The sequence below is a fragment of the Paenibacillus sp. SSG-1 genome (assembly GCF_002224835.1).
GTDB lineage: Bacteria > Bacillota > Bacilli > Paenibacillales > Paenibacillaceae > Paenibacillus_AQ > Paenibacillus_AQ favisporus.
This window is the reverse complement of record NZ_MBRK01000001.1, coordinates 6,473,656-6,486,906: the sequence shown is the minus strand read 5'-3', so window position 1 is coordinate 6,486,906 and position 13,251 is coordinate 6,473,656. Positions and strand designations below refer to the sequence as shown.

Below are 13,251 nucleotides of genomic sequence, written 5' to 3'. Positions count from 1 at the left end.
CGACTGTAGGATCATCGGTTCAACATCGCTCAACCGAATAGAGAGCTTCTATTGGCTCGATCCCAGCAGCCCTTTGCATCATCTTAAATCTTGCAGAGTTCCCTCCTTCCTCTCCTCTACAGATGCTGATAGGCCTAGTTGGAAACACATGTAGTTGTGCTCTCTTCCTGTTATCTGCGTTTCGCTGTGATCTATCATCACGAAATCTCCTCAGGTGTAGTGCATCAACATATGACCAGACCAAATAATTCTGTCTAATTTTGGAGAATAAAGTCGACTTGCGATGATTATACTCATTCCTACTGAATAATTACTGAATATTACCAGACTACAGATAAGGTCACGCTTTCTATGTAGCCCAACTACGGGCTGGAAATGGATTGAAAGAAGGTCGGTTCAACTTTAATGGAACATTAATGGTTGTCTCTAAATGCAAAACAAAAAAGACCCGTAGGAATTCAATTATTCCGAACGAGTCTTTTGATGGCTGACTTGCTATATTTATTATAAATTATCCGCTTTAAGTTCGTTTATCACCCGGCACAGCCGGATGTATATAATAAATCAATCTGGAGCAGGTCCAATAAAGGCGTCACGAGTCTATCGGCGAAAAATCCACTACGGGCACGGGCCTGAATGCCAACCTCTATACTGCGGATCCTCGCTCCTTGGCATATTTCAACCCTAAGTGATAAGCTTGATTAAGCAGTATCTCATAATGCTTGGAATTGGAGTCCAAGGTCTCGTATAAAAATTCAACATTGGAACTGGATACACCGCAATAATCTGCAATTCCCACATTGAGCAGATGGGTAATCATTTTATCGTAATTTCTCTTTTCCATCTGTTCTTTGGAAACGCCCGCCAGACCAATCCACAAGACATGCTGATGCTGAAGATGGTTCGAACCGTATGCAAACCCATTGTTCCATACACGGTCAATATAACCTTTCAGCATGGCTGGCAAACTCCACCACCAAACTGGAAAAATAAACGCCAGAGCGTCGTGCTCTTTCATTCGCCTTATTTCCCTTTCCACCTCAGGAGAAAAGGACTGTTTGGCTGCAGACCAATCCGGTTCATCCGCTCCTTGTAAAACCGGGTCAAAGCCAATCCCGTGTAAATCCAATATCTCATAGTCGTGGCCGGACTCGGCAAGACCTTGTACGAAACGATCGGCGACCTGAAAGGTCAGGGAATCTTTTCGCGGGTGCGAAACAACACATAATACATTCATGCTTGTATCCTCATTCCTTTCTCAACAGCTAACTTGTAGCCATGATTAACGGCTGATGCTATTATAAACAGTGCCAAAATAACCTGGAAGTACGCACTTTCACGTTCTATAGGATCATACGGGTACCCTAGGAACATGGAAGTGCCCTGGATAGATGTCCCTTGAAGTTATGTTCTTAGCGAAAACACATCCTTTTTGCGGAGGAATCCAAGATGACTGAACAAAAGGAAAATCGCATTCGAGAGAAGTATAAAGTTGGGGTGGAGGCTGCATTAGAAGTAATGGGAGGGAAATGGAAGCCTTTAATCATCTATCATTTGATGACAGGACCGAAACGGACCTCGGAACTTCGCCGGCTAATCCCCGGCATTACGCAGAAGATGCTGACCACTCAACTAAGAGGCCTGGAAAAGGATGAGATTGTCGCACGCAAGATTTATCAAGAGATCCCACCTAAAGTGGAGTATACGTTAACTCCCTACGGCTGGGGATTAAAGCCTGCGCTTGACCTTTTATGCTATTGGGGAGAGGATCACCTGGAAAAGGTTTATGGCGACAAATCCAAGGTTCTGGAAGAGTTTGAAAGCTGTTCAAAGTAAATTTCCACACTTAAAAGAACGGGTATTCGGGATTACCGATGAAAAAAAACACATCCTCAATTGGGATATAGCATTCTTCTAGATTAACCTACCTCTCCATGAATTGAGAGACTAATTGAGGTTCATCAATAGAAGAAGACTTTTCACCAAAGGGATGTGTTTTTCTGTCTTAATACAAGGTTTGAATCACTTCTACATTATGAAGCTTTTGCTGCAACAGCTTTTTGAATTAACGCTTTTGCATCGCTATTGGAAAGACCTTGTTTAGGTTGAAGCCATTTTTTATCCACTGCACTTAGAATACCTTTATCAATCAGAGTGGCCATAGATTTAACCGCGTAGGCAGAAACGGTTTTGCCATCTTCAAAACCTGCAAGGATCGCAGCAGCGTTTTTATCAGAAACTGGGTTGTTCAACAATTTAGCAAGTATGGTAGCCGCCTCTTCACGAGTGATATCACGATCCGGATTGAAGTTACCACCGTAGCCTTGAATGAATCCGGCATGAGCAGCTTCAGCGATGGCATCTGCATAGGCAGCGTCAGCAGCAACATCCTTGAATGCAGGTGCTGCAGCTACTTGGTTTAGTTTCAACATATCTACTAGAGCACTGACAAACTCGGCACGAGAAATAACTTCTGTGGTAACAGGTGTTTCCGGTTGTTCCGTAGATGCACCTAGGTTGGTAATACGTCCTTCTGTTTTAGCTTGAATAGCGCCACCTTTAAATTTATCTACAATGTACTGATAGAATACATCCAGATCGATCGGACCGGCTAAGGATGATTTAGCATCCACCAGCACTTTATAGTTATCTCCGCCTGCTGCCATAAAGTTGTTGACTACAGCCGTATATGTTTTTCCAGGATCAATCGGTGTACCGTCTTCAAGAGTAAGACTAGTCACACGTTCAGCAACGGGCTTATTGAGATCTGCCGTATACTTCAAGCCAGAGATTTGTAGTGTTTTGGTGTTTGGCGTACCGTCCGCATTTGTACCCCATTGCTGCTGCAGCAAGGTTTGAATTTGTGCACCCGTCAGCTCCAGTTTCACCAAAGTATTGCCAAAAGGTTGGATTTTAGCAAGATCAGCAAAGGTCACATCGCCTTGCGGCAGATCCGCACGAATCCCACCTGGATTCATAAATGCAAAGTCAGCAGCACCTGCTTTATCACCAAAGTCTGCCTGACGCATTGCATCTGCAATGAGGTTTCCAAGAGGCGCTTCGTTATTATAAGCATCTGTACGAGTGACAGAACCATCTGTCGTGCCTACTGGCTTCGTTAGCTCAGGATGCTTGTCTAGTGATTTTTTAATAATAGCTAAAGATTCAGGGTCTTCTTTGACACCGTCTTGAAAAGTTGTTGTAACTGCAGCTGACTTTTCGGTTACATCCCCAGTCGTTGGGTCAATCATCAACTTAATATCTTCAAATGCCGTACCATAAGAATAAGCCTGTACGATCAATTTTCCATTCACTTCACCGTTAGCCAGAGCATGATTGTCACCTGCAACGATAACGTCAACAGGGGAATCGGCAGGCAAAGCTTTGGCCAAATCAGCCGCTTCTCCAGTGGTTACGCCTTCTTTGGTTGTTGCTGGATCATGTGCCAGGACGATGATCGTTTCTACACCTTGATTTTGTAATTCTTTTGCATATTTATTAACGGCTGCAACCTCTTCCTCTGCGCTTAAGAAACGCACGCCTGCTGTACCCGCTGGGGATACTTTAGAAGGTGTCGCTTTCGTCACTAATCCGATAAATCCGATTTTGACTCCGCCCACTTCTTTAACCACATATGGCTTAATCAATGGTTTGCCAGTGGAAGTTTCAATGACGTTTGCATTTACATAATCAAATTTTGCGCCCGCATGGGTTACCTTGCCTTCTTTTGGATCCAGACCACCAAAGATTTGTGCTTTTAATGCAGCGATACCTTGGTCGAATTCATGATTGCCCAAAGAACCTACATCAAAGCCCATCATATTCATCCATTCCATCGTAGGCTCATCACGATCCAGAGATGAGACGGGGGCGGATGCTCCAACAGAGTCTCCATTATGGAAGAGCAGGGAGTTTTCATATTTGGCTTGAGCTTCTTTTAAATATGTTGCTAGAATTGGAGCTGTTCCGACCTTTTTGTCACTAACTATCGATGTGGTGTCCAACTGACCGTGCAGGTCATTGATTCCGATCAAGTGTACTTCGACATCGTTACCTGCAGCAGAGACAGAACCTACTGCGCCAAACAGTTGGGAAAGTAATAGAGCAGTCGTAGCCACACGAATGGTGCTTTTACCCAGAACTTTTTTCCATGACATGAGTTATAAAACCCCTCTCCAATTTCTGTTCCTGAAATATTTTAGCACAATTCAAATCATGGAAGTCGTAGAATATATCAAATCTACGTAAAAAAGTTGGGAGATTGGTAGAGATGGAACAAGATTATGAATTTATTATATAATCTGTCTGCCGTATGGGAGCCTATCGGTTTTTTACTGATGCCACTTCATAAGTTGTGATCTCGCTTCCGAGAATTGGAGATTCTTTATTTGCTGCCTCTGAACCTGGTTCTGGACGTTCAATGGATGGACTCCAGTTCCCCTAGAAATAATTTGCCATCTTCCATCCGGTATACCTTGTCGCAGTAGGTAAGCAGCCGCTCATCGTGTGTGACCATAATCGCCGCTTTATGGCGTGTTCTCACCTCATGGGCAATCAAGGAGACAACTTCATGGGCGCGCTTGGTATCCAGGCTTGCTGTAGGTTCATCCGCCAATATGATATTGGGATCGTTAATTAACGCGCGGGCAATGGCGGTACGCTGCTTCTCGCCCCCCGACAGCTCATCCGGGTAGCTCTTCAGCTTATTGCCTAGTCCAAGCTCTTCAAGTAACTTGATAGCCATCGCTTTGTCTGCTGCACGAATCTTTCCCGACATCCGCTTCACAATTAGCAGCTGATCGAGGACGCTCAGATATGGAACTAAATTCGAGGCCTGCATGATGAAACCAATCTCATGCAAGCGGATATCGGATAGTTGTTTGCCTGATAGCTTTGAGATGTCCTTCCCATTTAGTATGACCTCTCCATCGGAAGCTTTTAGCAGTGCACCCGCGATGGATAGGAAGGTGCTTTTTCCAGAACCGGACGGACCTACCACTGCGACGAACTCACCTGGCTCCACTTTTATGGACACTCGGTCTAATGCCGCAATACGATTCGATCCCTCGTTGTAATATTTGGAAGCTGTTGTTATTTGCAAGCCTTCAGTCATTACTCAACCCTCCCAAGTGCCTTAAGCGGATCAATTTTCGAAATCGTGCGAACGGATACCAACGAACTAAGCAATGAGATCACCAACAATACAATGGAATACGTGAGCACCAGCTTCGTATCCAGCATAAACGGCATGCTTTTGGGCATGATTGCCGCTGTACCATAAGTCAATAAAATGCCAACGATAATGCTTGAGAGCGACAAGACGAACACCTGTGAGACGACGGCTTTACCTAGGAATCCATTCTTGGCCCCGATCGCTTTCATAATCCCGAACTGGTTGGACTTCTGCATCGTGAATACATAGAAGAACACGCCAATGATGAATGCAGAGATCGCAAGCAGGAACGCAAGCATCATCATGATCGTGCCATTCTCTTCTTTGTATCCAGGCATTCCCTGTACCGCTGCCGCACGAGTAACCGTATCGGTACCCGAAAGCTGTTCATTGATAGTGTTCCGATCAATATCTTTACCTTGAAGCATCATCGCATTGACGGGGTCCTTAACTCCTTTGTCCGAGCCTGGTGCCGCAAACGCAAGCTTACGCCACTCTTCAATAGGTGTAAATACAGCTGCTACGTGGTTATAAGTCTGATTCTTGACGAAGCCGACAATCGTCAACGATTCCGTCGAACCATCTAATTGGAAGGTGTCCCCTAGCTTAAATCCTTCGTCTTTCATCGTCTCATTAACGATGACCTTCGTCATCTGATCGGATGTCAGCCCCGTTCCTTCAATAATCGCCGGCTCAAGAAAGCTCCCCGGGTTAATTCCAACAATCGCTATATCTACTTTATCCTCATTTAACTTGCTACTCCCTTTGATTGCCGATGCCATGATGGTTCCCATAGGTGAAACGGCACTTACATTCGGCATTTCTGCTAATTTAGCTGACAAATCATTAGACAATAAAGATTTACTCATTGAAGCCTTAGACCCTTGTTCAAAAACCACATAATCAGCCCTCATCGTTTTAAACGTCGAAGCCGCAAGCGTAGATAACCCATTCCCCAAACCTGACAATATAAACACCAGCCAAGAAATGAGCACAAAAATAATAGCGATCATCAAAAACCTTGTCTTGCTGTGTCTCAATTCCTTCAATGCCAAAAACATATGCTAATCCTCTCCTCAGCACAGATAAATGACACGCGTGTCAAATTAATCACATTTCGTCCGGTACGTATTTATTATAGGTTTTATATGACACGAGTGTCAAATATATTTGTGCTTTATCGTCTTCCTACCCCTCCCAGCCACATTTGGTACAACAGCTTACTCCACTGAGGTGTTGGAATATTCATCATATTGGGAGTTTCAATCAGGTTAAAAAATACACCTATAATCGCAGGAAGTGGGATACTTGTATTCAAGTGTCCCTCTTCCTGAGCACGAGCAAACAATCGCTCCAGTTGATTTTTTAAAGTCACATGCGCTTGCTCAACAAATTCAAGATCATTGGCTGCAGCCGCAGAATTGGCTTTATTTATTTTATGAGCATATCCAAGTAATTGATGGAAACTAGCTTCCTCCAGATATACATCTAGCAGCTGTTGAAGGGCATTCATGCAATCCGTTTCATCAATAGCCGACGCCTTCTGTAATACATTTTCCATTGATCGTTTCATACATGCAGCAACTATCTCTTCTTTGTTGGCATAATATTGGTAAATCGTGCTTCTTGCTCCAACCAGGCTCTTGGATAACAACTTAAGTTGAAATCCCTCATAACCGTATTCGAGAAGCACTTTCTTGGTTTGGTCAAGCAACTCTGATTTTGTAAAAGCCTGCTTTCTTCCCATGTTAATCACCGTCCCTGATTGCTAGCCGTAGTCTACATTGTAACAAAAATTTCGCCCTATTTGTCGTACGGTTCAGCTTAACACGTATAGTCGGCGAAAATTAGTCGAGGGATTTAGATAATAACTGATTTGCTAACTTGCGGTAATACTTATCTTTTGTCGTAGTTGAGATGTTCTTAATAGCAGCAAGTATACTAGGCTGTTGCCAAATCGAAGGAGTCCATTCTTCAAGCACACTTAGAGCCTGATATTGCATTAGCTCTGTATCCGATTCAAGAGCAGCTTGAACCAGTGGTAGCCCCACTCCTGCATGCTCATGTAAATCTTGAACAATATATCGCAGACAATGTTCTTCTTCTTTTGACGGGCTTGATAACGATAAATGATTTTCTGCGAATACGCAGAGGTCTATGATATGCTGTCGATGATTTGTATTCATAATGGAAAAATATATCTCGCTATTTGTCGGATGTATCTCTAGCATCTTAAACAAATTCGGAATGATGTCTAATTGGTAAAAATGGGCGACTTCAAGAGCCTTAACATCGATATCTTGTTGTAGTGTATCCATGGCAAGCTGTGACCACTTAGGATTATTTATAAATGGTTGAATCGCCTTCTGAATAGAATTGCGCTCCTGCTGCCTTCTGCAATCATTAGATCTTTCTCCCCAAATTTCATCAGCATTTATATATTTACATATTTTCATAAGGGGATAAAAATCTTCAAGGGTTTGGCAGTGGATCCGAGCATGGTCTAAGAAGCGACAAAGAATCGCGTTTTCAAATATATAGTCTTCAATATCACATTCTACATCTTCATGAAGTAACGTTTGGATGATTAAACCTACTCCATCATACAGCTGTTTTGAGATCATCTCTGGATTTAGTGCTGCAGGAAGATCTCCTTTAATGGCACACATGTAGACAAAATATTCATTCTTAATGATATTTTCACAGCCCTTTGTCAGCAGCCATTGTTTTATTTCTGGCGTTGTTGCTTCTAATTTTTCAACTGCAGCAATTTTGCCCCAGCCATGGACAGACTGAGCGAGCCGCCAAATTTGGTCATTCGCTTCCCTTGTTCCATTTTTCAATGCAAATAAGACATATAAAGTGAATTCCTCATGCATGCCTAATGTGAATAACAGCTCTTTATACTTTTCACAATTCGTACACCCAAGTACTGTGATTGAGAATTTTACAACCTCTCTATGTGCTGCATGTTCTAGAAGCCATATTGCTTCTTGTTGTACGAGAGATTCATCCCACTCAGCTTGTTTAAAGCGCTCAATAAATTCCTCGCCGTAGCTAGCGATATTGTCAGAAATGATTTCTTCGTATGTTGCCTTTCGTGTTTTGTTCGTAGGATGATGGAGTTGTCTTTTAAAAAGCTTCAACAGCTTTTTCACAAAAAATGGAGTGGGGATGTCTTCTACGAAATGATCAGATGAACCCGCAGCCACTGGTGGATGATTTTCATCATATACATATTCGTCATCCGGTAAACCATCATCTACTATTTTGTTGTGTGTTTGAACTTGTCGCTCAATAAACGGAACGATCTTTTCCTTATGGTTCCACGGAAGAAAATCAAGCGCCAATGCATCATCCAACACCGTAACATTGTCAATCGTGATAATACAGTTAAAGCTTATATAACCACCCAGTTTAACGGACACCGTATGTTTTACGCCATCTTCCAGATCAATCGTACCTGATAATTTGGAATAAGGAACAAAGTATGAAAATATCGATTTTCGTTTATTCGTATCCACCGTAGCCCCATCAATGATAAGACACTCTTTTTTTAGCTCATGTATAATTTCAACATTATGCCCTTGATAATCAATTCTCCACGTCTTTTGTACTTCTTTTTTTACATCTTTCATTGCGTTACGTATTTCACGTTTTAATTCATCTTTAAAACCCATAGTGTCCTACTCTCGATGTGTTAGTTAATTTTGTAAAGCAGCGATTCCCATAAAATATGACATGACCGCATGACATACGAATAGATAGGTTTTGAGAATACGAGGATTACCATTATTTTCGCTGTTACTTATGATGCGGTTCATCGTAGCATCTAAAAGAGCGAAATCAAGAGAATTGCCAAAAGCCTGCTACAGGGTGTTGGATCTCGGTCGCTCCTATTAAGGCGAAGATATAGAGTGATCCAAAACCAAAAGGGTAGTTGTAATCATGTTGAACCAACTTTTCGGGGTAACCATCTTCATCTACCTGAAATAAGAAGGAAAATGACTCCTCCCTAAGCTTCGTAAAATAATTGTCTTCATTTTGAATAAGTCTCGGGTTTCCACCTACTTTGATCAAAAAAGACTGGTCTATCGATTTCTTGTCATTGCTTAGTGCACCATCTGAAATGAAATGTTTTATAAGGCCTGGATTAGTAAACATCTCTTTGGCGCTTTCAGTTGAAATGGGATGCTCTATCACCTTAATCGAGCAATTAGGATACATATTGTTCTCCAAATACTCCTCATAGTCTTCAGGGATGAAGATCGAAATCATGCTCTCCGATTTAAAGGGATGGACTAGGGTCAAGTAAAAAACATATTTCTGGTTACCTTCATGGATGAGGTCATCTTGATCATCAAAAAAGTCAGGTGCATTTCCGCCGATCCAGCCTGCCCCCTGATCTTTCGATAGGTCAGATTCGGCATAATAAAGTATACTGTCTGTCCGCTCAACTAAAACTTTTGTTTTATTGTCCAACGGCATTCAACTCTCCTCCAAGAAACTTAATGAGGTACCTTTCAGACCGCGCAAGGAAATCTCCACGTTTCCACATCATATTTAAGCCACGATTATCCTAATTAAAAAATCGATTGATTCATATTCCTCAGTAACTACCTCTGTAGATCCTACATTACTTATTCTCTTCTTCTTGTAAGATGGCTGCCCCGCCTATTAAACAGGAAATCTCAATATCATCAATGTCCACCATCTTATCTTTCTCTGCATCATAATACTCCCCAAATAAAAATAACGAATCATTTTTCCTATCCAATAAATAGGGGATAATTTTTTCGCAAAATTCTGTAACGCTTTTAAACATGCTCTCTGGTGTTATCCCCGATTCATCGATAACGAGCAATTCTTTGTGTTCATTACGAGCAGGGTTGCGATTTAAATGATACAGTTGAAAAGAGGTACCCTTGCGATACACTTTATAAATTGGAACTTCTAGGTTGTCGATGAAATCTCCATCCGTATAACTCAAGCTAAACTTTACGGTCATCTATATTCTCCTTTCAACATGAATGCTATGTTTAGATACAAATTTCTAAGTATTTATTATATTCCTTTTTGGGCACCCAGAGTCTGCGGCTTTTCAGACGTAGCGCCCATGAAGCGATGCCACGCGCAGCATAGACTAGCGGATGATGATATGGAATCCGTAATCGCTGTTTCGCCTTACTTATGATACGGTTCCCCCCGATTGATCTTCACCGCGCGATAAATCTGTTCCACCAGCACCAGCCGCATCAGCTGGTGCGGCAGGGTCATGCGCCCGAAGCTCAAGCGCTGCTGAGCGCGGCGCAGCACCTGATCGGAGAGCCCATGGCTCCCTCCGATCACGAACACGACATGGCTCGTCCCGTAGGTGCCGAGCCGGTCGATCTCGGCGGCCAGCTCCTCCGAGCTCCAGAGCTGGCCGCCAATGGCGAGCGCGATCACATGCGCGCTCTCTTTGATGTGCGCGAGGATGCGTTCGCCCTCGCGCTCCTTCACAATCGACACCTCGGCATCGCTCAAGGTGTCGGGGGCCTTCTCGTCCGCGACCTCCACCATCTGAAATTTGATGTAAGGCGTCAGCCGCTTGGCGTATTCCTGGATGCCCTGCACCAGATATTTCTCCTTCAGCTTGCCGACGCCGATCATTTGAATCAGCATGAATACCCCTCCACTTATCTTTTACGTCCTCACATCATAAAGCACTCCCATAGGGTCTTAGACACTCCAATTCCGCTCCAATCTTCGGGGCCACGACACTTTCCCGACCAGAAAAGAGCCCCTTGAAAATCGCCTGCGAACCCCTATCTACTGAGTGCATTTCACGAACCCTATCCACTCTTCCAAAAAGTAAAAAAGAGCGTGTCTCCACGCTCTCCCCATCGCTATTCATCTCTTCATAGCATTTCCTGATAACCCTGCGGCTACACGACCAGGAACTTGGCCGGCTGTTCGCAGTGCGCGCACTGTACAGGCGGGTCCCAGTCTGAGAACTCCGTCTCCTTCAGGTCCACGATATCCGGCGCGTCCTCGTACTCGTCGACGAACATATCGATCGCGAGCTCCACATGGTCTTTACAAACGACAAACATAAAATGGCATCCCCTTAAAATTGCACACAATGTACGTATTTCTGGCTGGTCAATTCCGAAAACCTATGACTCTCATTATATCCGGTTTTGGGCCGGATCACACGTCCTATTTTAGGAATCCGGCTTGTCGGCGAGCTTGACGTCGACGGTCTCCTGCTGGCCTGCACGGTAGAAGGTGACCTTGAGCATGTCGCCGATCTTCACTTTGTCATACAGGTACTTCTTCAGCTCCAGCGTAGTCTTGATCGGGTTCCCGTTGAACTCCGTAATGACGTCGTTTAGCTTGAGTCCCGCATCCTTGGCAGGTCCGATAGCGTCCAGCACGACCACGCCGTCTTTCACATCAGCCGGAAGCTTCAGCTCCTTGCGCTGGTCTTCATCCAGCGGGGCGTACGGATTGTTCAGGTCCACGGTGTACACGCCCAGGTAAGGACGTGAAATTTTGCCGTATTTCATCAGCTCATCCACCGTCTTCATCACCTGATCGACCGGGATGGCAAAGCCCAGGCCTTCCACACCGGCATCGGAAATCTTCATCGTGTTGATGCCGATCACTTTGCCGTTCAGGTCCACCAGCGCGCCGCCGCTGTTGCCTTCATTGATGGCCGCGTCGGTTTGGATCACTTCCTGCTCCCAGTCGTACACGCCATCCTGGTTCAGCGACACCGGCACAACCCGGTTGGTGTAGCTGATAATGCCGGACGTCAGCGTATCCCCGAGCCCGAGCGGATTGCCGATGGCGAACACGGTCTCCCCTAGGCGCAGCTTCGTAGAATCGCCCATTTCCGCCACATCGGCAATGTTCTTGTCGTCCACCGACAAGACGGCGATATCCGTCACTTTATCGGTGCCGACGAGCGTTGCCTTTTTCATGTCCCCGCCGACCGTCATCACTTCCAGGTCCTGTGAGCCTTCAATGACGTGGTTATTGGTGATGACATAAGCTTTGCCGTTCTCCTTCTTGAAAATGACCCCTGATCCAAGCGCCGAATCCTCCAGGTCTGCCGTTCCCTTGTCCGCGTCCTTCGCATCTTTATAGTTCACGATGCTGACGACGGTCGGACGGACTTTGGCCGCTGCCTGAACGAGCCGGTCGAACGGATCTCCGCTGCCGTCCAGCGGGGTTGAAGCAACGGCACTGACCGCCGCCGTCTCCCTTGTATGGGAAGGAAGGCCGGTGATGAGGCTGAACAGGAGCACCGCCACCACCGCACTGATGACGGAGCTGACCGTCGCCACGAACAGCGTGGACGTCCCCCGGCTGCGCCTGCTTCTGCCCCACACCCGCTGTGCGGGATATACTTTGCGAAGGCTTCGCCGTTTGGAAATTTTGGTCGAATAAAAATCGTCACGAAACAGCCCCATGTGATCCTCTCCCCTTTGTTGTAACGCATCCCGAAAATCTTGTGAGATTCATCCATACAGATGCCTTTGACGAGAAATGAAAAATATCCGTCGCCAATGACCGGTCTGTATAACTAATGACGTGGCGGCATGTTCTTATAAGCTTCTAATCGTTCAGGCTGCCTATACTATTAATAACTGCTTCCAGCTTACCAAGGTTGCACGAGGCAGACCCTTTATTTTTTACATCACCACATTGGGCTGAATCTAAGCAGCAAATTTGAAGCGTCGAAGTCTCAGTCACTCACATTTGTATGTATAGAATTTGCCCACGTTGACTTCGGATTCTCTTTCTATATAGATTGAACTAAAGCTTTGCATTGAACTTCCTGCTATAACAACCCGATAGGCGGCCTATAACATTCATTTCTTCAGTCTATTCTATACAGCACATGAGATATATTTTCATAGAAACAGGAATGTTTCCAGCATTAACAGACTAGAATAAAAGTAAAGCCTGATGAAACTATGAAAAAGGGCGAAGCACGACCTGCTATGCTGCAGGCTGGACACCAGTCAAACCCGCTGTATGCAAGCCTTCGCGGACATTCATGCGGTATAGTTATTGTAACATAAGTG

The 13,251-nt window shown here is 44.6% G+C and carries 12 protein-coding genes; 1 reads left to right on the top strand and 11 read right to left on the bottom strand.

Annotated features, from left to right (window positions below):
- Window positions 1-646: 646 nt before the first annotated feature.
- On the bottom strand, window positions 647-1,237 hold the full coding sequence (locus BCV73_RS29585; protein WP_089549504.1) for an NAD(P)H oxidoreductase: 591 nt from the start codon (window positions 1,235-1,237) through the stop codon (window positions 647-649).
- Between the two features lie 212 nt (window positions 1,238-1,449).
- Between BCV73_RS29585 and BCV73_RS29580 the strand changes: the two genes are divergently transcribed.
- Window positions 1,450-1,836 carry a winged helix-turn-helix transcriptional regulator gene (locus BCV73_RS29580; RefSeq protein ID WP_076172400.1) on the top strand — a complete coding sequence of 129 codons (387 nt, stop codon included), beginning with the start codon at window positions 1,450-1,452 and terminating at the stop codon, window positions 1,834-1,836.
- A 197-nt stretch (window positions 1,837-2,033) separates the two neighbouring features.
- Here BCV73_RS29580 and BCV73_RS29575 read toward each other — a convergent pair whose 3' ends face one another.
- The 10 genes from BCV73_RS29575 to BCV73_RS29525 form a co-directional block, all read right to left on the bottom strand.
- Entirely contained in the window at window positions 2,034-4,157 is a 2,124-nt protein-coding gene (locus BCV73_RS29575; protein ID WP_089549503.1) for a bifunctional metallophosphatase/5'-nucleotidase, read from the bottom strand.
- 260 nt (window positions 4,158-4,417) lie between these two features.
- The gene (locus BCV73_RS29565) at window positions 4,418-5,113 is read right to left on the bottom strand and encodes an ABC transporter ATP-binding protein (RefSeq protein ID WP_089549502.1); all 696 of its coding nucleotides are present in this window, start codon (window positions 5,111-5,113) and stop codon (window positions 4,418-4,420) included.
- Window positions 5,113-6,234: an ABC transporter permease gene (locus BCV73_RS29560; protein WP_089549501.1), complete on the bottom strand. Its 1,122-nt coding sequence runs from the start codon at window positions 6,232-6,234 to the stop codon at window positions 5,113-5,115. Before BCV73_RS29560 ends, BCV73_RS29565 begins: the two co-directional genes overlap by 1 nt.
- A gap of 116 nt (window positions 6,235-6,350) precedes the next feature.
- The gene (locus tag BCV73_RS29555; protein WP_089549500.1) at window positions 6,351-6,920 is read right to left on the bottom strand and encodes a TetR/AcrR family transcriptional regulator; all 570 of its coding nucleotides are present in this window, start codon (window positions 6,918-6,920) and stop codon (window positions 6,351-6,353) included.
- Between the two features lie 100 nt (window positions 6,921-7,020).
- Window positions 7,021-8,853, bottom strand: coding sequence for a hypothetical protein (locus BCV73_RS29550; protein WP_089549499.1), 1,833 nt, complete (start codon window positions 8,851-8,853; stop codon window positions 7,021-7,023).
- Between the two features lie 166 nt (window positions 8,854-9,019).
- Window positions 9,020-9,661 carry a hypothetical protein gene (locus BCV73_RS29545; protein WP_089549498.1) on the bottom strand — a complete coding sequence of 214 codons (642 nt, stop codon included), beginning with the start codon at window positions 9,659-9,661 and terminating at the stop codon, window positions 9,020-9,022.
- Window positions 9,662-9,809: 148 nt separating this feature from the next.
- Window positions 9,810-10,181, bottom strand: a complete 372-nt coding sequence (locus tag BCV73_RS35220; protein ID WP_179232097.1) for a hypothetical protein — start codon at window positions 10,179-10,181, stop codon at window positions 9,810-9,812.
- Window positions 10,182-10,357: 176 nt separating this feature from the next.
- The gene (gene rlmH / locus BCV73_RS29535) at window positions 10,358-10,837 is read right to left on the bottom strand and encodes a 23S rRNA (pseudouridine(1915)-N(3))-methyltransferase RlmH (RefSeq protein ID WP_089549497.1); all 480 of its coding nucleotides are present in this window, start codon (window positions 10,835-10,837) and stop codon (window positions 10,358-10,360) included.
- Between the two features lie 263 nt (window positions 10,838-11,100).
- Complete coding sequence (locus BCV73_RS29530; protein ID WP_076172419.1) at window positions 11,101-11,268, bottom strand: CxxH/CxxC protein; 168 nt, start codon at window positions 11,266-11,268, stop codon at window positions 11,101-11,103.
- A 111-nt stretch (window positions 11,269-11,379) separates the two neighbouring features.
- Window positions 11,380-12,633: a S1C family serine protease gene (locus BCV73_RS29525; protein WP_089549496.1), complete on the bottom strand. Its 1,254-nt coding sequence runs from the start codon at window positions 12,631-12,633 to the stop codon at window positions 11,380-11,382.
- Window positions 12,634-13,251 lie beyond the last annotated feature (618 nt).